Source organism: Rhabdothermincola sediminis, from assembly GCF_014805525.1.
GTDB lineage: Bacteria > Actinomycetota > Acidimicrobiia > Acidimicrobiales > Acidimicrobilacustridaceae > Rhabdothermincola > Rhabdothermincola sediminis.
Map to the genome: position 1 here is coordinate 39,820 of NZ_JACFSZ010000014.1, position 19,040 is coordinate 58,859.

General features: G+C 71.5%; 21 protein-coding genes. 11 read left to right on the forward strand and 10 right to left on the reverse strand.

The genetic code is table 11. The features are described from left to right. Positions 1 to 34 precede the first annotated feature (34 nt). Both HZF19_RS12105 and HZF19_RS12110 read right to left on the reverse strand, forming a co-directional pair. On the reverse strand, positions 35 to 451 hold the full coding sequence (locus tag HZF19_RS12105) for a 4Fe-4S binding protein (protein WP_208029044.1): 417 nt from the start codon (positions 449 to 451) through the stop codon (positions 35 to 37). A gap of 4 nt (positions 452 to 455) precedes the next feature. Continuing rightward, positions 456 to 878 carry a hypothetical protein gene (locus HZF19_RS12110; protein ID WP_208029045.1) on the reverse strand — a complete coding sequence of 141 codons (423 nt, stop codon included), beginning with the start codon at positions 876 to 878 and terminating at the stop codon, positions 456 to 458. A 385-nt stretch (positions 879 to 1,263) separates the two neighbouring features. Here HZF19_RS12110 and HZF19_RS12115 point away from each other — a divergent pair, with 385 nt between their 5' ends. Both HZF19_RS12115 and HZF19_RS12120 read left to right on the forward strand, forming a co-directional pair. Then, positions 1,264 to 2,106 carry a c-type cytochrome gene (locus HZF19_RS12115; protein WP_208029046.1) on the forward strand — a complete coding sequence of 281 codons (843 nt, stop codon included), beginning with the start codon at positions 1,264 to 1,266 and terminating at the stop codon, positions 2,104 to 2,106. Positions 2,107 to 2,189: 83 nt separating this feature from the next. Next, positions 2,190 to 3,446 (forward strand): geranylgeranyl reductase family protein, encoded by a 1,257-nt coding sequence (locus HZF19_RS12120; RefSeq protein WP_208029047.1) that lies wholly within the window; start codon positions 2,190 to 2,192, stop codon positions 3,444 to 3,446. 34 nt (positions 3,447 to 3,480) lie between these two features. On the opposite strand, the gene zwf is transcribed toward HZF19_RS12120, so the two are convergent. From zwf to cobA, 4 genes are all read right to left on the reverse strand, one after another. Next, complete coding sequence (gene zwf / locus HZF19_RS12125; protein WP_208029048.1) at positions 3,481 to 4,890, reverse strand: glucose-6-phosphate dehydrogenase; 1,410 nt, start codon at positions 4,888 to 4,890, stop codon at positions 3,481 to 3,483. Further along, a complete protein-coding gene (hemL, locus tag HZF19_RS12130) occupies positions 4,887 to 6,155 on the reverse strand; it encodes a glutamate-1-semialdehyde 2,1-aminomutase (RefSeq protein ID WP_208029049.1) in 1,269 nt (422 codons plus the stop codon). The genes zwf and hemL overlap by 4 nt, the downstream gene beginning before the upstream one ends. A 1-nt stretch (position 6,156) precedes the next feature. Next, positions 6,157 to 7,140 (reverse strand): porphobilinogen synthase, encoded by a 984-nt coding sequence (hemB, locus tag HZF19_RS12135; protein ID WP_208029050.1) that lies wholly within the window; start codon positions 7,138 to 7,140, stop codon positions 6,157 to 6,159. A 68-nt stretch (positions 7,141 to 7,208) separates the two neighbouring features. Further along, positions 7,209 to 8,675 carry a uroporphyrinogen-III C-methyltransferase gene (gene cobA, locus HZF19_RS17190; protein WP_208029051.1) on the reverse strand — a complete coding sequence of 489 codons (1,467 nt, stop codon included), beginning with the start codon at positions 8,673 to 8,675 and terminating at the stop codon, positions 7,209 to 7,211. Positions 8,676 to 8,737: 62 nt separating this feature from the next. Here cobA and HZF19_RS12145 point away from each other — a divergent pair, with 62 nt between their 5' ends. Both HZF19_RS12145 and HZF19_RS12150 read left to right on the forward strand, forming a co-directional pair. Then, positions 8,738 to 9,334 carry a TetR/AcrR family transcriptional regulator gene (locus HZF19_RS12145; protein ID WP_208029052.1) on the forward strand — a complete coding sequence of 199 codons (597 nt, stop codon included), beginning with the start codon at positions 8,738 to 8,740 and terminating at the stop codon, positions 9,332 to 9,334. Positions 9,335 to 9,514: 180 nt separating this feature from the next. Beyond that, positions 9,515 to 9,841 (forward strand): WhiB family transcriptional regulator, encoded by a 327-nt coding sequence (locus HZF19_RS12150; RefSeq protein ID WP_208029098.1) that lies wholly within the window; start codon positions 9,515 to 9,517, stop codon positions 9,839 to 9,841. Positions 9,842 to 9,860: 19 nt separating this feature from the next. On the opposite strand, the gene HZF19_RS12155 is transcribed toward HZF19_RS12150, so the two are convergent. The 4 genes from HZF19_RS12155 to HZF19_RS12170 are packed head-to-tail and all read right to left on the reverse strand — an operon-like array spanning position 9,861 to position 13,944. Then, positions 9,861 to 11,237 carry a cryptochrome/photolyase family protein gene (locus tag HZF19_RS12155; protein ID WP_208029053.1) on the reverse strand — a complete coding sequence of 459 codons (1,377 nt, stop codon included), beginning with the start codon at positions 11,235 to 11,237 and terminating at the stop codon, positions 9,861 to 9,863. Between the two features lie 48 nt (positions 11,238 to 11,285). After that, positions 11,286 to 12,305: a Rossmann-fold NAD(P)-binding domain-containing protein gene (locus HZF19_RS12160; RefSeq protein ID WP_208029054.1), complete on the reverse strand. Its 1,020-nt coding sequence runs from the start codon at positions 12,303 to 12,305 to the stop codon at positions 11,286 to 11,288. Beyond that, positions 12,302 to 12,805: a glycosyl-4,4'-diaponeurosporenoate acyltransferase CrtO family protein gene (locus HZF19_RS12165; protein WP_208029055.1), complete on the reverse strand. Its 504-nt coding sequence runs from the start codon at positions 12,803 to 12,805 to the stop codon at positions 12,302 to 12,304. Before HZF19_RS12165 ends, HZF19_RS12160 begins: the two co-directional genes overlap by 4 nt. Then, on the reverse strand, positions 12,805 to 13,944 hold the full coding sequence (locus HZF19_RS12170) for a glycosyltransferase family 2 protein (protein WP_208029056.1): 1,140 nt from the start codon (positions 13,942 to 13,944) through the stop codon (positions 12,805 to 12,807). The genes HZF19_RS12165 and HZF19_RS12170 overlap by 1 nt, the downstream gene beginning before the upstream one ends. Positions 13,945 to 14,039: 95 nt before the next feature. On the opposite strand from HZF19_RS12170, the gene HZF19_RS12175 reads away from it, so the two are divergent. The 7 genes from HZF19_RS12175 to HZF19_RS12205 all read left to right on the forward strand — a co-directional run bounded on the left by HZF19_RS12175 (position 14,040) and on the right by HZF19_RS12205 (position 19,030). Continuing rightward, a complete protein-coding gene (locus HZF19_RS12175; protein WP_208029057.1) occupies positions 14,040 to 14,531 on the forward strand; it encodes an inorganic diphosphatase in 492 nt (163 codons plus the stop codon). A 6-nt stretch (positions 14,532 to 14,537) separates the two neighbouring features. Then, a complete protein-coding gene (gene lhgD, locus HZF19_RS12180; RefSeq protein ID WP_208029058.1) occupies positions 14,538 to 15,776 on the forward strand; it encodes an L-2-hydroxyglutarate dehydrogenase in 1,239 nt (412 codons plus the stop codon). Positions 15,777 to 15,796: 20 nt separating this feature from the next. Continuing rightward, positions 15,797 to 16,735, forward strand: a complete 939-nt coding sequence (locus HZF19_RS12185; RefSeq protein WP_208029059.1) for a cation diffusion facilitator family transporter — start codon at positions 15,797 to 15,799, stop codon at positions 16,733 to 16,735. After that, positions 16,732 to 17,106 (forward strand): helix-turn-helix domain-containing protein, encoded by a 375-nt coding sequence (locus HZF19_RS12190; protein ID WP_208029060.1) that lies wholly within the window; start codon positions 16,732 to 16,734, stop codon positions 17,104 to 17,106. Before HZF19_RS12185 ends, HZF19_RS12190 begins: the two co-directional genes overlap by 4 nt. Positions 17,107 to 17,322: 216 nt before the next feature. Next, positions 17,323 to 17,658, forward strand: coding sequence for a hypothetical protein (locus HZF19_RS12195; protein ID WP_208029061.1), 336 nt, complete (start codon positions 17,323 to 17,325; stop codon positions 17,656 to 17,658). Positions 17,659 to 17,866: 208 nt separating this feature from the next. Continuing rightward, positions 17,867 to 18,631: an ABC transporter ATP-binding protein gene (locus tag HZF19_RS12200; RefSeq protein WP_307781216.1), complete on the forward strand. Its 765-nt coding sequence runs from the start codon at positions 17,867 to 17,869 to the stop codon at positions 18,629 to 18,631. Positions 18,632 to 18,634: 3 nt separating this feature from the next. Then, complete coding sequence (locus HZF19_RS12205; RefSeq protein ID WP_208029063.1) at positions 18,635 to 19,030, forward strand: pyridoxamine 5'-phosphate oxidase family protein; 396 nt, start codon at positions 18,635 to 18,637, stop codon at positions 19,028 to 19,030. The last annotated feature ends 10 nt before the right edge of the window (positions 19,031 to 19,040 follow it).

Genomic DNA, 19,040 nt, shown 5'->3' on the forward strand with positions numbered 1-19,040 from the left:
GTACGTGCACTCGCTCGTTGCCGTCATCGCCGCCCTACCCCAGTCGCATCCCGTAGCCGTAGCCGTGCGAGTTCGTGCGCTGGTGCGGATCGCCCTCAGCGGGAGGATCACCGATCTTGCCCAGGATGATGACCCCGGTCGGGCAACGATCCACGCACAGTGCGCAGCGGGTGCACACGTCATCGTCGATGGTGAAGATGACGTGGTCGCGAGGGTCGGTGCCCGGCTGCTCGGTGCCCACGGCCTCCGCGATGGCATCGGGACGCACCATGTGGATGCACTTCCACGGGCAGATGTCGACGCAGCCCTCGCACATGATGCACTCGGACTGGTCGATGTGGATGAATTGCTTCGGCTTGACCGCCCTCGACAACCAGGCCGCGTCGACCTCCTGCAGGACGTAGTCGTCACGGAACTCCGGCATCGGTGGGTTGGCGTCGGTCTTGGCCATACCCTCACCCCTTCCTGACCAGCGGCCGGCCGTAGTCGGACGTGGCGAGCTCGCGAGCGGCGGCCTCGGCTCGCTTGGAGCGATCGTTCCACCACGCCCACAGGAAGATGTTGAGGCCGAGGAACACCACGTAGATGCCCACGACGATCAGGTCGCGGATCACCTGGTAGTTGAGCGTGAACGGGAGCGACCCGCCCAGCGCCTGCGGCTTGAGGATGTCGCCGGGCCCGTACACGAGGTTGTCGGGCCGCCAGTTGAGCTCGTTGTCGGCCCAGGTGAGCCACAGGTGCGGAACCATGCCGTACACCCAGAACATGATGGCGAAGACGTACACCCCCGCCACGATCGCTTCGCCCCAGGTGATCGGGGTGCCCGGCGGGCGTCGCTTTGCCACCGGGAAGACCAACGCCACGAGGGCGGCGGTCACCAGAAGCGATGCAACGAACGCAACCACGTGGTGGTGACCTCCTCGTCAGCCCGGCTCGTGAAACTTCTCACAATACTAGTGGGGCCTCTGCGCTCGACGGATCGGTCGGGGAACGCAGAGCGCGTGACGACTGTGTTTAGCACGCCCCCGTCGAAGCGAGCACATCGACGCAGGGGGTCGCTCCACCCCTCGTTCCGAGCGCGCAGAACATCGCCCGCCGGCTGCCCCCACCGCACTCCCCGAGCGGGTCTGGGGACGTTCATGCACTTGGCTCTCCGCGGCGTGCATCGCGTAGGGTGGCGCGGTTCCGTTCCCGAGTCGATGAGCGGGCACGCGAACGGCACCGAACACGCCTGCCGGAGATCACCCCGCGAGGAGCTTCGCCGTGACCGAAGTACCCGAGCACCTGCTCAAGCGCTCTCGAGACCGCCGCGCCGCGCTCGGACTCGGCGGCGAGGGAGGAGGCGAGGCCGCGACCCCCGCCGCGCCGGCTGCAGGTGCCGAGGTCGAGCCCGCCACCCCCACCGCGGCGGCGAAGCCCGCGGCCGCGGCACCGGCCGAGGTCGAACCGACCCCGCCGGAGCCGCTCCCCCCCTACGTCGAAGCGGCGCTGACCCGCAAGCGCATCCCGTTCTGGGCCATGCCGGTGCTGGCCATCCTCCCGGTGTGGGCCATCCTCTATGCGGGATCCCTCTCCCCGGCGAAGGTCGGCCAGGTCAGCCAGCTCGACCTCGGTGCACAGGTCTACGCCGCCCGCTGCGCGAGCTGCCACGGCGGTGGCGGCGGCGGCGGGGTCGGCCGCCCCCTGGCGGGGGGCGAGGTGCTCAAGACGTTCCCCGACATCGAGTCCATGCTCGAATTCGTCGCCATCGGCTCCGACGGCATCGGCATCGGCAACGGCTACGGCGACCCCAACCGCGAGGGTGGCCAGCACATCGCCGGCTCCTACAACGGCAACAAGATGCCTGCCTTCGGTGAGGTGCTGACCGACACCGAGCTGTTCGCGGTGGTGCGCCACGAGCGCGAGACCCTCTCGGGCGAGAAGCTCGAGGGGCAGGCTGCGGGCCCGGACGGGACCCGGCTCACCAGCAACGGCAAGCCCTACCTCGATGCCGCGGGGCAGCTCGTGACCCCCGATGGCCAGCCCCTGCTCGACGCCTCCGGCAAGCTCACCATCGAGATCGCGCAGGGCTCCCCGGCCGAACCGGGACAGCCTTCGGGCCGCTAGGCGCACCTCCTGCCGATGCGGGCATCGCTGGTCGGCCCGCTCGGGTGGAGCCACTCTCACGCGGCGACCCTACGCTGGCCGATGTGAGCGCAGACCATCGCTACGACGCCCTCGTGATCGGCGGTGGCCCCGCGGGAGCCGCCAGCGCCTACTGGCTCGCCCAGGCCGGCCACGACGTCGTCGTGGTCGAGAAGAAGACCTTCCCCCGCGACAAGACCTGTGGGGACGGGCTCACCCCACGGGCGGTCCGGCAACTCACCGACATGGGTTTGGCCGAGCAGCTGGCCGGCTACCACCGCTACGACGGTCTGCGCGCCATCGCTCACGGCGTGACCCTGGAGCTCGCCTGGCCCGAACATCCCTCATACCCCTCGTACGGATACGTCGTGCGCCGTCGTGAACTCGACCAGCTCGTCGCCGACGCCGCGGTGAAGGCGGGCGCGACCCTGCGCACCGGCACCGAAGCACTCGAGCCGCTGCTGCGTGACGGGCTGGTCGTCGGGGCGGTGGTGCGGGACACCGAGCGCGACGTCACCGAGCAAGTGCGGGCCCGCTACGTGGTCGTCGCCGACGGAGCGAACTCGCGCTTCGGCCGGGCACTCGGCACGTCCCGCCGCCGCTCCTGGCCCCAGGGCATGGCCATCCGCGGCTACTACGAGAGCCCGCGCCACGACGACCCCTGGATCGAGAGCGCACTCGACCTGCATGACCGCAACGGCAACTCGCTGCCGGGCTACGGCTGGATCTTCCCGGTGGGCGACGGCGAGATCAACGTCGGCATCGGTCTGCTGTCGACCTTCCGGGACTTCAAGTCGGTCAACACCACGCACATCCTCGACGAGTTCGCCGCCACCGCGCCCGCCTACTGGGGCATCTCCCCCGAGACCGCCACGCGCCCCCCGACCGGGGGGCGGCTCCCCATGGGAGGCTCGATCGAACCGAAGGTGGGCCCGACCTGGATCGTCGTCGGCGACGCCGCCGGGTCGATCAACCCGTTCAACGGCGAAGGGATCGACTACGCATACGAGACCGGCCGGCTCGCCGCCGGCCTGCTCGACGAGGCGCTCACCACCGGGGACGGCATGGCGCTGCAGCGCTACCCCGGCCTGCTCGACGCGGAGTACGGCCTGTACTTCAAGGTGGCGCGGCTGTTCGCGAGGGTGATCGGCCAGCCGGCGCTGATGAGGGAGCTGACCCGCGCCGGCATGCAGTCACGAACCCTGATGGAGTGGGTGCTGCGCATCATGGCCAACCTCCTGCGCGACGACGAGGTGGGCCCCGCCGAGATGGCCTATCGGGCTGCGGCCGTGATCGCCCGGGTGATCCCCGAGCGCGGCTGAACCCGGGCCGGTGAACGCCCAGCGGGTGGGGGCGTCAGTCCACCAACGGCTCGTGCCAGCCGCCGAACGGCGCGGCGAGTGCCTCGGCCTCGGGCGGCCCCCACGTGCCGGGGTCGTAGAGGCGCAACCGCGGCGGCCACTTGAGCAGGTCGTCGACGATCCGCCACTGCTCATCGACGCTGTCAGCCCGCCCGAAGCGGCGGGCGTCGCCTTCCATCGCGTCCTCCAGCAGCCGCTCGTAGGGTTCCTCCGGGGTGCCGAAGAGCCTCTCCTCGGTCACCTCGAGGTCGACCGCGTGGGTGAGCAGCCGATCGCCCGGCGTCTTGGCGTGCACCTGCAGGAGGATCCCGCCGACACGTCCCAGACGGAACCGCAGGTGGTTGGGGTGCGGGACGGCAGCAGCGGCGTCACCGAAGAGCATGCGGGGCGGGGCCTTGAACTCGACGATGGCCTCCGTCGCGGTCACCGGGAGGTGCTTGCCGGTGCGGATGAGCCACGGCACCCCCGACCACCGCCACGAGTCGATCTCGAAGCGCAGCGCCACGAACGTCTCGGTATCCGAGCCTGGGGCCACGCCCGGCTCGTCCGCGTAGCCCCGGTACTGGCCGCGGACCACCGACACCGGGTCGAACGCCTCGATCTGGCGGAACACTTTCACCTTCTCGTCGCGCAACGCGTCCGCGTCGGCCGCCACCGGTGGTTCCATGGCCAGCAGGGCCACGATCTCGAGCAGGTGGTTCTGCATCACGTCGCGGATCGCCCCCGCGGTGTCGTAGAACTTCGCCCGTCCCGCGGTGCCGAAGTCCTCGGCCAGGGTGATCTGGATGTTGGAGATGAAGTTGCGGTTCCAGATCGGCTCGAGCATCGAGTTGGCGAAGCGGAAGACCAGCAGGTTCTCGATGCCGTCCTTGCCGAGGAAGTGGTCAATGCGGAACACCGCCTCCTCGGGGAACGCCCGGCGCAGCACCTCGTTCAACGCCCGCGCGCTGTCGCGGTCCCGGCCGAAGGGCTTCTCGACCACGACCTTGGCCCCCTCGTTGACCCCGACCCGGTGCAGACCCTCGACCACGTCGTCGAACAAAGCCGGCGGGATGGCGAGGTAGAACAGCGGGTGGCGGGCGCCGTCCAGCCGCCGCCGGAGCTCGTCGAACGTCGAGGGCTCCCGGTAGTCCCCGCTCACGTAGCACAGCCGCTCCGAGATCCTGGACCACACCGCCTCGTCGATCTCGCCGCGAGCGGCGATGGACTCGTGCGCAACCCGCCGCAGGTCGTCGTCGCCCCAGGGCGACGACGCCACCCCGACGATCGGGAACTCGACCACCCCCCGCCGGGCCCGCGCGGAGGCGGCGGGGGCGAGGGTGGGCCGGGCGAGGTCACCCGTCGCGCCGAACAGGACCAGCGCGTCCGTGGGCTCGTCGGCGCCGGCGCCCACCATCGAGCTCATCCCCTCCGGTGGGCGACCTCGAGCGCCGCCTCGTGCGCGAGATCGACGATCCGATCGACGACCTCCGGCGTGTGCGCCACGCCGGGGAACAGCACCTCGTAGGCACCCGGTGCGATCGCCACGCCGCGAACGAGCAGCTCATGGAAGAAGGCCGCGTAGAGCTCCTCGTCGGTGCGCTTCGCCCCGTCGTGGTCGACCGGCGCGTCCGGGCCGAAGAACAGCCCGAGCAGGGTGCCGAACCGCGGCACGATCGCGGGCAGACCGGCATCGCCCAGCGCCTTCGAGAGCCCGCTCGCCAGCTGCTCGGCCGAGGCGCCGATCTGCTCGTACACCGGTGGCCCGAGCATCCCCAGCGCGGCCAGGCCTGCGGCGGTAGCCAGCGGGTTCCCGCTGAGCGTGCCGGCCTGGTACACGGGGCCCACCGGGGCGAGCGCGTCCATCACCGCGGCGCGACCACCCACCGCACCGATCGGCAACCCGCCACCGATCACCTTCCCGAGGCACGTCAGATCGGGTCGCACGCCGAGCAGCTCCTGAGCACCCCCCCGGCCCAGGCGGAACCCGGTGATCACCTCGTCGAAGATCAGGAGCGCACCCACCCGGTCGCATTCCGCCCGGAGCCCCTCGAGGAAGCCTTCCGCCGGTGGGACCAAGCCCATGTTGGCGGCCACCGGTTCCACGATCACGCACGCCACGGTCTCGTCCAGCTCGGGCACGACGTTGTAGGGGACCACGAGCGTGTCGGCCACCTGAGAGGCGGTGACCCCGGCAGACCCCGGCAGGCCCAGCGTGGCCACCCCACTGCCGCCCGCCACCAGCAAGGCGTCGGAGTGCCCGTGGTAATTGCCGGCGAACTTCACCACCCGGTCGCGTCCGGTGAACCCTCGGGCCACGCGCAGCGCGGTCATCGTCGCCTCGGTGCCGCTGCTCACCAGCCGCACCTTCTCGACGGAGGGCACGGCCTCGACGAGGGCCTCCGCCAGAAGCACCTCCCGCTCGGTCGGGGCGCCGTAGGAGGTCCCGTCCGCCGCAGCGGACAGGATGGCATCGACCACGGTGGGGTGCGCGTGCCCGAGGATGATCGCCCCGTAGGACTGCACGAGATCCACGTAGCGGTTGCCCTCGACGTCCCAGACGTGGGCACCTTCGGCCTTCTGCACGAAGTACGGGCTTCCGCCCACTGATCCGAACGCCCGCACCGGCGAACTCACCCCGCCGGGGATCACACGGCAGGCGCGATCGAACAGCTCGGCGTTCGAAGTCATCTCAGTCGGCCAGCTCCTCGGCGATCTCACGGGCGAAGTAGGTGAGCACGAGATCGGCACCGGCGCGGCGGATGGCGAGGAGCTGCTCGAGCGCCACTGCGGTGGCGTCGATCCAGCCGTTGGCGCCGGCGGCCTTGATCATCGAGTACTCGCCCGACACGTGGTAAGCCGCGATGGGCAGGTCGATCTCCGCTCGGGCCCGGCAGATGACGTCGAGGTAGGGCACCGCCGGCTTCACCATCACCATGTCGGCCCCCTCGAGCACGTCGAGACGGATCTCCTCCAGGGCCTCGCGGGCGTTGGCCGGATCCTGCTGGTAGCCACGGCGGTCGCCCCCATCCGCGATGGTGACGTCGACCGCGTCGCGGAACGGGCCGTAGAGGGCGGAAGCGAACTTGGCCGCGTAGGCGAGGATCGCCACCGTGTGGTGCCCGGCGTCGTCGAGCGCATCCCGGATGGCGGCCACCTGGCCGTCCATCATCCCCGACGGGGCCACGATGTCGGCCCCCGCACCGGCTTGTGCCAGCGCGACCTCGGCGTACAGCTCGAGCGTGGCGTCGTTGTCGACCTGCCCGGCGCCGTCGAGGACACCGCAGTGACCGTGATCGGTGTACTCGTCGAGGCAGAGGTCGGTGATCAGGACGAGGTCGTCGCCCACCTCGTCGCGCAGATCGCCCAGCGCCACCTGCACGATCCCGTCGGGATCCCATGCAGCCGACCCCTGCGCATCTTTGCGGGCCGGCACACCGAAGAGGATCGCCGCCGGTATGCCCAGGCTCACCAGCTCCCGAACCTCCTTGCGCAGCGAATCCCGGGTGTGTTGCACCACACCCGGCAGCGAGCGGATCGGCTGCGGCTCGTCGATGCCTTCCCGCACGAACAGCGGCGCGACCAGATCGTCGACCGCGACCCGGGTCTCGGCGACCAGTCGGCGCAAGGTCGGGGTCCGGCGGAGGCGTCGCAGGCGACGTTGGGGGAAGCTCACCCGGCCAGCCTACGCCTCCCCTGCTGTGGAGCCCTCCGCGCTCGGCCGCCCGCGGCTCGGGGCCGCGATCAGCGCGCCCCGCCCGCGTGGCGGACCAGCGCCTCCACCAGCCCGTCGAGGCTGTGCTCGCTGGCGACCGCGTCCACCCGGAGGCCGCAGGCCTGCGCGGTGGCGGCGGTGACGGGACCGATGCACACCACCGTGGGCGGGACCGCGTCCACGCCCACGGCCTCCACGAACCGCTCCACCGTGGAGGACGAGGTGAACGTCACGGCGTCCGCGGTGGCCACCTCCGCCCGCTGCGCCTCGTCGACCGGCACGCCGACAGTCCGGTAGGCCTCCACCACGTCGACCGACCAACCACGCGCCGCCAACCCTTCGGGGAGGACCGCCCGGGCCACCGCCGCCCGCGCGATCAGGACCCGCCCCTGGTCGCCGGAGGTGGGTCGCGGGAACGCGTCGACCAGCGCCTCGGCCACGAACTGCTCCGGCACCAGGTCCGCGACCACGTTGCCCTCCCGCAGGGCTTCCGCCGTCCCCGGCCCCAGCGCGGCCACCCGCACGGGGGCGAGGACGCGAGCGTCTCGCACCGCGGCCAGCACCCGGGTGGCGCCGTTCGGCGAGGTCACCACCAGCCAGTCGTAGTCGGCGATCCTTTCCAGCGCCGCACGCAGCCCGCGGCCGCCGTCCTCGGGATCGACGACGTCGATGACAGGTACCTCGATGGGCGCGGCGCCCAGCTCGCGCAGCCGGGTGACGAGTGCCGGGGACTGGCGGCGAGCCCGAGTGACCACGATGCGCCGCCCGAACAGCGGACGCCGCTCGAACCACGCCAGGTCGAGCCCGGCCACCGCTCCCACCACGATGGTCGCCGGGGGCTCCAGCCGGTGCTCGGTCAGGGTGGCGAGCGTGGCTCGCACCGTGTGCTGATCCGGCCGGGTCCCCCACCGGATGGCCGCGGCCGGGGTGTCGCCCGGCAGGCCTCCTGCGAGCAGGCGTCCGACGATGGCGTCGAGCCGTGCCACCCCCATCAGGACGACGATCGTGCCCCCCACCCCGGCGACCGCTTCCCAGTTCACCTCGCTGGCCTTGGCCGGGTCCTCGTGGCCCGTCACCACCGTGAACGAGGTCGACGAGTAGCGCATCGTCACCGGGATGCCGGCGTAGGCGGGCACCGCGATCGCCGACGACACCCCTGGCACCACCTCGAAGGGCACGCCGGCGTCGAGCAGGGCCTGGGCCTCCTCCCCGCCCCGAGCGAACACGAACGGATCACCGCCCTTCAGGCGCACCACCAGGGCGCCGGTCATCCCCCGGTCGACCAGCAGCTCGCAGATCGCGGCCTGCGACCAGGTGGTACGCCCAGGCGCCTTGCCGACATCGATCAGCTCGGCGGTCGGTGGCGCCAGCTCCAGCAGCGACGGCGCCGACAGGCGGTCGTACACGACGACCTCGGCCCGAGCGAGCAGCTCGGCGCCCCGCACGGTGAGCAACCCCGGATCGCCGGGCCCCGCGCCGACGAGGTACACGGTCACCGCGCCAGCCTAGGTGGGCCGCTCCCGGCCGCGGGACGGTCCGGGCCTGGCAAGATGGCGGCATGAAGGCGCCCGTGCAGGTCCCCACCGACGGCCGGAGCGCTCGGGCGACCAGAACCAGAGCGGCGATCGTCGAGGCGCTGCTGACCCTGCTCGACGAAGGCCACCTGCAACCAACGGCCACCCGCATCGCCCAACGAGCCGGCATCTCGCAACGCCTGATCTACCACCACTTCGGCGATCTCGAAGCCCTCTACCGCGCCGCCGCCGAGCGCCAGGCCGAACGCATGGCCGCCATGGTGCAGCACATCCCTTCCGAGCTGCCCTTCGAGGAGCGCCTGGCCCGGTTCGTGCTCGAGCGCAGCCGGGTGCTGGAGAGCATGACGCCGGTGCGGCGCGCATCGCTGCTCCAGGAGCCCTTCTCCCCTGCGCTGCGCCGGGCCAGGGCGGCGTTCAATCAACGGAGTGAGCAGCGGATCGTGGCGGTGTTCGGCCACGAGCTCGATCGGCTGGACCACGAGCAACGGGCCACCACCCTGGCCGCCCTGGCGGCAGCCGGAGGCTGGGCCTGCTGGGATGCGCTGCGCAGCACCGGACGCACCATCGAGCAGGCCCGCGCCGTCATGTTGCTGACCTACACCCGTCTCCTGGCCGGCTGACCGCCGACCGACGCTCCGAGCTCCCGCACACCGGCCCTCAGGCTCACCGGTTCTGGACCGGTGCCGGGTGGGGAAGGGATCACGCCCGATGAGATCCACCCGGGCCGTGCAGCGACCCCGCCCCCCGGAAGCGAGGCGCGCCTCGCCGGGGCACCGCGAGCGAGGTGCCGAGCCGTGACGATGACCGAGGAGCGAAGCTCGATGGTCCGGCTGCCACCGGCCACCGACGACTGGATGGAACTCGCCGCCTGCAAGGGCAAGACCGGCCTGTTCTTCGGCATCGCGGGTGAGCGACCGGAGCGCCGGGCCCGTCGCGAGGCCTCGGCGCGGCGTGTGTGCGCGGCATGCCCCGTCATCGCGGAGTGCCGGGCCACCGCTCGGGCCAACCGGGAGAACGGCTTCTGGGGCGGCGAATCCGAGGAGGAGCGCGCCGCGGCGGGATTCCCTCCCCGCTCGATCAGCCGCCGCGCGGTACAGGAGGCGGCGAGCCGGGGGATCGCCTCCTAGGACAGCACGGCAGCACGGATCAGCTCCGGGTGGCGCCCAGCGCGGCATACGCCTCGAGCGCCCGCGCCCGGCTCTCGGCCAGGTCGACGATGGGGTGCGGGTAGTCGTCGCCGAGGGTCACCCCCCGCCGGGCCAGCTCCGCGGGATCCACCTCCCACGGGGCATGGATCTGTGAGCTGTCGAGGGGAGCCAACTCCGGCACCCAGCGGCGGACGTAGCTACCGTCGGGATCGTGGCGCCTGCCCTGGGTGACGGGGTTGAAGATGCGATGAAACGCTGCTGCGTCCGGCCCGGTGCCCGCCACCCACTGCCAGTTCCCCACGTTCTGGGCGACGTCACCGTCGACGAGCAGGTGACGGAAGTGGCGCTCACCGATCCGCCAGTCGACGAGGAGGTTCTTGACCAGGAAGGACGCGCAGAGCATCCGGAGCCGGTTGTGCATCCATCCCGTCTGGCGCAGCTCCCGCATGCCGGCGTCGATGATCGGGATGCCAGTGAACCCGCCCTTCCACGCGGCGATCTCCACCGGATCGTCACGCCACGCCAGCCCCGCGTAGCGGGGCTTCATCTCCCGGGTCGGCAGGGAGGGGATCTCCGCCAGCAGGTGCGCGAACCAGTCCCGCCAGGCGAGCTGGCGCACGAGGCTCTCACGGCCGGCAGTGGCGTCACCCACCGCGTCGAGCACGGTTCGCGGGGACAGCGTGCCGTACTTGAGATCGACGGACAGCCGAGAGGTCGCCTGCCGGTCGAGCCGATCCCGGTCCGCGTCGTAGTGGTCGACGATCGCGAGGAACGCTTCGAGGCGAGCACGAGCCTCGAGCTCGCCCTCGGGGAACGGTGACGGCCCGTCGAGCGCGGGCAGCGGCTGGCCCGGATGGTCGAGCACCACCGCGTCGCCCGGAGCCGGCCACGGATCGAGGGGGGTGCGGCGCCAGACCTTGAAGAAAGCGCTGAACACCCTCGACAGGGACCCCTTGGTGGTCAGGATCGAGCCGGGTGGATGGACGAGCGTGCCGTGGAAGGTGTGCACGGGGGCGTCGAGCGCCTTCGCCACGGCCTGGTCGCGGCGGGCGGCGAAGGGGCTGACGTCGGCGTTCCAGTAGAGCGCTCCGGCCTGGTAGCGGGCGACGGTCTGCGGGACGAGCACCACCGGGTCGCCGATGCGCACCAGGAGCCGCCCGCCGACCTGCTCGAAGAGGTCGTAGTCGAGGGCCTGCACGCTGGCGAGCAGCTGGCGGCGCCGGAACGGGCCGGCCGCGTCCAGCAGCCGGGGATCGAGCACGAACAGCGGCACGACCGCGCGCCGCTCGGAGGTGGCCGCCGCCCACGCCGGGTTGTCATCCAGCCGTAGATCGCGGCGGAACCAGACGACCGCGATCTTCTCGGAGCCAGGCATGGCGGGGAGCGTACGCGCCGGGACCGGGAGGTTCCCGCCTCTGGCGGGTCAGGCCAGCGGTCGGCCGAAGGGCAGGACTGGGCACCAGGAGCGGAGGAACGCCTCCGCCCGGTAGCACGCGGCGAGGAGGGGACCGTCCTCGTGGCCGAGGACCTCACTGATCGCCCCCGCGACCCGGCGCGCCGCGTCCGCCCGGATCTCGGCCAGATCGTGGCCGGGTGGCGGGTGGGCGGCGAAGATGGCCCCGGCGGTGGTGAGGAAGTCCGGGAGCACCGTCACCCCCCGCCGCCGCAGCACGGCCAGGGCCTTCGCCGTGACCGGCACCGGCCCGGCCGGCACGACGGCTCCGGCCTGCACCTGCTGCGCGGCCACGTGATCGAGGACCCCGGCTCGGGACCCCACGTAGAGCACATCGGCCTCGCAGGCCACCAGCTCGGGAGCCGGGGTGACCGGTGGGCCGAGATGAGCCACCAGGTCGGGGCCGTGCTCGTCCCAGCCGCCCGCGACCAGCACGGGATCGAGGCCCTCCGGTGAGCACGCCACGCCCGAGGAGGTGCCGACCGCGACCACCCTGGCCCCACGCTCGGAGAGCTCGCGCACCAGTAGCGGACCGACGGGGTCGAAGCACTCGACGGCAGCGGTGCGCCCGTCGAGCCCCCCGAGAGCGGTCGTGCCGGCCTCGGCGAGACCGAGAGCCACGAGCGGCTCACGCTGCTCGAAGTACCGGGCACCGCGGGGGTCGACGGCCCACAACGGGCCCAGATCGGCGGCGGTGATCCCCTTCCCCGGGTCGGGGAGGAACCGGCCGGTGGCAACCGCGGACCGGATCTCCTCCACGAAGCACTCCACCGCCGCCTGGCGCTCGGAGGCGGGCGCGTTGATGCCCGCAGAGGCGCCCCCGACCTGCATCTCGAACGAGGCGAACTGGTAGGTCTGCGAGCGAGCCAGCAGCGCCGCGCCGTCGACCAGGATCTTGGGTGCCTGCCGCACGAAGCCCGACGAGGTCTCCGCGTGGTCGAGGTCGAAGACCACGAAGGCATCGACCGTGGCCAGCTTCTCGCTCCTCACGGCCGGCATTCTGGCATCTCGCCCGCGCGGCGCAGCACCCGCTCGAGGCGAGCCCGGTTGTAGCGCTGGACGAGGAGGCACGGGACGTTGGCCGAGACCGCGTAGACCACCATCGCCGCCCCCAGCCACCAGGGATTCCACAAGAAGAAGACCGGACCGAGTGCCATCAGCACCCAATGCGTGAGCTCAGCCCGGCGCGTCTCGGCGACGAAGCGCCGGAGCTGGGCCGGCGACGTCCCGTGGAGTGCACGCTTGGAGAAGCCGCCCGCGAACACATCACCGGCCTCGGGGAGGTGGTCCTTCCAGCGCTTGATGCGCAGCCGACGCTCGTACCAGCGCCCGTCGCGCTCGAAGCCGCGCAGCCTCGTGAGCGCGCCGTCCCGGTCGAGGCGGGTCAGTGACGCCCGGTGCGCGAACAGCCCCACGATCACGCTGACTGCCGCCCAGATCAGCGAGTCGATCACCACCAACCAACCGACGGGCAGCCGACCGAGATGCATCAGTATCCCACCTGCCGCTCACCGCGGGCGCTGATCGGCACGTCACGCCCCCGCCATCGCACCCGGCGGCGCACGAGCGTCAGCCAGGCGGACCGGACGAACACCGCGACGAAGAACAGCGTGACCAGCGGGTGCAGTGCCGGCACCCACCATCGGAACGACCCGAGCTGCGCCAGCATGACCCGCTGCTGGATCGCGAGCCCTGCCCACGCGGCGACCGCGGCGACGGTGGTGGCCGCTGATCCCGTCTGGGCCGCCTGCACCAGCAGTTGGAGCGGTACCAGCGACGCGCCGACCCAGGCGGCGATCAGCAGGCGCCGGCCCCACGGCACCGAACGAGCGCCAGCGGCCATGTTCTTCGACCAGCCCTCGACCAGCTGACCTGGACCCGAGGGATACATGCGGTACGACAGCAGGCGACCGCCGCCCACCACGTCGACCGGAAGCCCAGCGGTCTCGAAGCGCGCCGCGAGCGCGACGTCCTCGACGATCTCCGAGCGCACGCCCCGATGCCCGTCGAGCGCCACGTAGTCGGCGCGGCTGCACGCCAGGCACGGCCCGAATGCCCCGTGCACCTGCCCCCGGGCCAGACCCGCGGCCCCCGTCCCCATCACCGCGACGACCGAGAACGGCGCGGAGAGCTGCTCGTAGGCGCGCAAGACCCGGTGGTACGGAACGATCGAGAACAGCCCACCCCTCGCCTCGCAACTCGCGACCACCCGCGCCAGCGCGCCGGGCCCGAACGACACGTCCGCATCGACGAAGACCAGGACGCGCCCGCACGCCACCCGCGCCCCCTGCCAGCAGGCCCACGACTTACCCGTCCATCCCGGTGGCGCCGGCTCGCCGGCCAGGACGGTCACCCTGGGGAAGCAGGCGGCGACGGAGCGGGTCGAGTCCTCGGACCGGTCGTCGACCACGATGATCTCCCGAGGAGGGGGGAGCTGCGCCTCGAGTGACCGCAGGAGGGTGGGAAGCGATCGTTCCTCGTTGCGCGCCGGCACGATGACGCTGCAATCGAGGTGTCCAGATCGGCGGCCCGATCCCGACCCGGTCTCCGGTGCGGTCAAGCGGGGCAACCGCCAGAAGAGCACCCACCCGCCGATCCATCCGGCGACGACCAGAGCGAGAGCGGTCACCACGACTCAAGCATGGACGACCGGGACGCCGAACGCTCCTCGGGGCGGGACCCGCCGGGTGCACCTGGCGAGGCCGTCGAGGCCACAATGCTGCGATGGACGAACCCAAACTCATCGACGTCATCGTGGAGATCCCGAAAGGGAGCCGGAACAAGTACGAGATGGATCACGAGACCGGGCGCATCCGCCTCGACCGGCGGCTCTTCTCCGCCACCGTCTACCCGACCGACTACGGGTTCATCCCCGACACCCTGGCCGAGGACGAGGACCCCCTCGACGCCCTCGTGCTGCTGGAGGACCCCACCTTCCCCGGCTGCCTGGTGACCGCCCGGCCGATCGGCGTGCTCTGGATGGAGGACGAGAAGGGTCGCGACGCCAAGATCATCTGCGTGGACCCCCGGGACCCCCGCTTCCGCGACGCCGCCGACATCACCGATCTCTCCCAGGATCTCCTGGCCGAGATCCGCCACTTCTTCACGATCTACAAAGACCTCGAACCGGAGAAGTACTCGCTCATCGCGGACTGGGAGGGGCGGGACGCCGCATGGGCGGAGATCGAGGCATCACGAGCTCGGTACCGGCACTGACGGTCGATGCCCGCCGACGCCGATGTGGTGGTGATCGGAGCCGGCATCGTCGGCCTGGCGACGGCGAGAGCGCTGCGACGGGCCCGACCGGACCTCGCGATCACGGTCCTCGACAAGGAGACCGAGCCGGGCCGGCACCAGAGCGGGCGCAACTCGGGCGTGCTGCACTCCGGCATCTACTACCGGCCCGGCTCCCGCAAGGCCCGGCTGTGCGCGTCCGGTCGGGCCGAGTTGACCGCGTACTGCGAGCAGGTCGGCATCCCGGTCGAGCACTGCGGGAAGGTCATCGTCGCCACCCGGCGTAACGACCTCGAACCGCTCCACGCCCTGCACGAGCGCGGTGAGCGCAACGGCCTGCGGATCGTCCGGCTCGACCGGCGGGGCCTGTCCGAGCACGAGCCGCACGCCGAAGCCCTCGAGGCGATCTTCGTCCCCGCGGCGGGTGTGGTCGACTTCGGCACGGTCACCCGGGCCCTGGCGCGGGACCTCGTGGCGAGTGGGGTGGAGCTCCGGCTGGGCTGCGCGGTCGAGTCGCTCGACGAGCGGGAGTCCCAGGTGGTCGTGCACACCAGCGACGGCGAGCTGCACGGCCGGCAGGTCGCCAACTGTGCCGGGCTGTACAGCGACGTGCTGGCCCGCCGGGCCGGTCTCGAACCAGCCGTGCGGATCGTGCCGTTCCGGGGCGAGTACGTCGAGCTGCTCCCGGAACGGGCCCACCTCGTCCGCCATCTCATCTATCCCGTCCCGGACCTGCGCTTCCCGTTCCTGGGGGTCCACCTCACCCGTGGGATCGACGGACGGGTGCACGGCGGCCCGAACGCGGTGCTGGCACTCGCCCGCGAGGGCTACCGGTGGCGCGATCGGTCGATCCGCCACGTGTCCCACCTCGCCTCCGACCCCGCGGTGTGGCGCCTCGCGCTCCGGTACTGGCGCACCGGCCTCCACGAGATCGCCCGCTCGGTCAGCCGGCGGCTGCTGGTGCGCGATCTCCGGCGGCTGGTCCCCGACATCGGGGCCCAGGACCTCACCCCCGCGCCCTCGGGGGTACGAGCGCAGGCGGTCGACGACCGAGGCTGCCTCGTCGACGACTTCGCCATCGAGGTGACCCCTCGCGCTGTCCATGTCCTGAACGCGCCCAGCCCCGGCGCCACCGCTTCGTTCGCCATCGGCACCTGGCTGGCCTCGGTGGTCCTCGACGGCCATCGACCACCCGAGGCGACCGGCATCTCCCCCGCCAGCGGTTGACCACCGGCTAAAACCCGCCCATGGCCTCCTCCGGCAGTCGCAAGGCGATCCTCGCGGCCCTCCTCGCCAACCTGGGCATCGCGACCGCCAAGTTCATCGGGTTCCTCGTGACCCGGGCGTCGTCGATGCTGGCGGAGAGCATCCACTCGGTGGCCGACAGCGGCAACCAGGCGCTGCTCCTGCTCGGTGGGGCGCGCGCCCGGCGGCCGGCGGACGATGAGCACCAGTTCGGCTACGGCCGCGAGCGGTACTTCTGGTCGTTCATCGTGGCCCAGGTGCTGTTCGTGCTCGGCGGGGTGTTCTCCCTCTACGAGGGGATCGAGAAGCTCCGCCATCCCCACGAGCTCGAGTCCCCGATGTGGGCGGTCGGGATCCTCCTGGTGGCCATCGCGCTGGAGGCCTTGTCGTTCCGCACCGCGGTCGTCGAGTCACGGCCGGCCAAGCGCGACGCTAGCTGGGTGCAGTTCGTGCGGCGCTCGAAATCTCCCGAGCTGCCGGTGGTGCTCCTGGAGGATCTCGGCGCGCTGGTGGGCCTGGTGCTGGCGCTCACGGCGATCGTGCTGGCCGCGATCACCGGCGACTCGCTGTGGGATGGGCTGGGCACCATCTCGATCGGCGCGCTGCTCCTGGTCATCGCGGTGGTGCTCGCCATCGAGATGAAGAGCCTCCTCATCGGTGAGGCCGCGAGCGACGAGGACGATCACGCCATCCGCTCGACTATCCGAGCGCACCCCAGCGTGCGCCACCTGATCAACCTGCGCACCCAACACCTCGGCCCCGACGAGTTGCTCGTCGCCGCCAAGGTGGAGTTCGACGGCACGCTCACCATGCGCGAGCTGGCGAAGGCGATCGATGCCGTCGAGGAGGACATCCGCCGCGCGGTGCCGACCGCCCGGCGGGTGTTCGTCGAGCCCGACATCCGGCGCGCCATCGCCGACGTGAGCCAGGAGATCCCGTGACCCGCGCCGACGACGCCATCCGCGAGCAACTCGAGGCGCTGGGACAGTTCATCCGCTCTCAGCGCCAGCAGGCCCAGCTGTCCCTGCGCGACCTCGCCGCCAGGGCCAACATCTCCAACCCCTACCTCAGCCAGCTCGAGCGCGGGTTGCACGAGCCGTCGATGCGGGTGCTGAAGGCGATCGCCGGTGCCCTCAACCTCCCCCTCGACGCCTTGCTGGCCCGGGCGGGGGTGCTCGGCGACAGCGGCGAGGCCTCGGCCGCGGAGACGGAGCGGGCGATCCTAGCCGACCCCAACCTCACCGACGAGCAGCGCCAGTCCCTGCTCGCCGTGTACCGCAGCTACCTGGAGGCGAACAACCGCAGGGGTTGACCCGTCGGAGCCGGTGGCCACCACTGCCCGAGCCCTCGTCGGGCCGGCTGGCTCGCCTGTGACAACTATCACGCTTGCAATCGCGAGCATAGGGTTGACGAATCGAGCAGTGCTTGATCTACTTAGCACATCGGTCGGCCCAGCAAGCGGCGACCTCCGCTCGCTCCGCTGACCAGACCGCCGCCCGCCACGCGGGCCTGAACCGGAGGCACCCCCATGTCCACCGTCATCGAACGCCTCACCGAGCTCCAGGACAAGGTCGTCGAGAGCGTGACCTCGTTCCAGGAGCCGGTGGTCGAGACCGTCCGCAAGGCCGTCGACACGGTCGACGAGCGCATCCCCGAGCTCCCCACCGACGCCATCACCGAGAAGCTCCCCACCGCCCGGGAGCTGGTCGACAACCAGTTCGAGTTCGCCAGCCGGATGCTCAAGGTCTCGCACGACTTCGTGCTCGCCATCCTCGAGGCGATCGAGCCGGTCACCGAGAAGGTCGTGAAGCCGGCCAGCCCGGCAGGCACCGACGAGACCGCCTCGGAGAAGGCAGCAGCCTGAACCCCCATCCCCCATCCCGGGCCCCGGCGTTCCCCCCGCCGGTCGGCCCGTCTAGGCCTCCCGGTCTCCCCCCACCGGAGGTCTCCCGAGAGGGCCCTCGAGGGCCCTCTCGGTCGTTTTCCCGAGATCTCCTCCGCAGGCCCCGCCGGCACGGGGGAGGATGAAGGCCGAGCTCACGTACCGGCGTGACCTCCTAGGCTGGTCAGCCGTGACCGCGAGCAACACGACTGCGCCCCCGCCGGTCCTCGCGAGCATCGCCGCCCGGACCATCGACGCCACGAAGGTCTACGGGAAGGGTGAGACCGCGGTGTGCGCGCTCGACCGGGTGACGATCGAGTTCGCACGAGGCCGCTTCACCGCCATCATGGGGCCGTCCGGATCCGGCAAGTCGACGCTGATGCACTGCATCGCCGGCCTCGACCAGTTGAGCGCAGGGCGCGCGCTCATCGGTGAAGTCGACCTGTCACAGCTCAACGAGAAGCAGCTCACCATCCTCCGGCGCGACACGATCGGTTTCATCTTCCAGGCGTTCAACCTGGTGCCGACCCTCACCGCCGGCGAGAACATCACCCTGCCGATGGACCTGGCCGGCCGCAAGCCCGACCGGTCCCACGTCGACACCGTGATCGCCACGCTCGGTCTCGGCGATCGCTTGCACCACCGCCCGAGCGAGCTCTCGGGAGGCCAGCAGCAGCGGGTCGCGGTCGCCCGGGCCCTCGCCAGCAAGCTACAGATCGTCTTCGCGGACGAGCCGACGGGCAACCTCGACTCGCGGTCCGGGGCCGAGCTGCTCGCATTCCTGCGACGGGCCGTCGACGAGCTCGCACAGACCATCGTGATGGTGACCCACGACCCGACCGCGGCAGCGCACGCAGACCACGTCGTGTTCCTGGCCGACGGGCGCATCGTCGACAGCATGGATGCCCCGACCGCGGAGCGGGTGCTCGATCGCATGAAGCGCTTCGGTGAGTGAGGCGTGTCCCTCGACCCTTCCGACCTCTCCGACGGTGTGCGGCTGTTCCTCGAGGAGCGCCGGCTCGGCACCTTGACGACCCTGCGACCGGACGGGAGCCCGCACGTGGTGGCCATCGGGTTCACCTGGGACGGGGCCGCGGGGATCGTACGGGTGATCACCTTCGCGTCGAGTCGCAAGGCGGCCAACTTGCGAGCGAACCCCCGGTCACGCGCCGCGGTGTGCCAGGTCGACGGCGGCCGGTGGATCACGTTGGAAGGGACGGCCACCGTGACCGATGATCCGGCCCGGGTGAGCGAGGCGGTCCGCCGCTACGCCGAGCGCTACCAACCTCCCAGACCGCGCGATGATCGGGTGGCCATCGAGATCGAGGTCGACCGGGTCCTCGGTCGGGCATGAACGAGCGAAC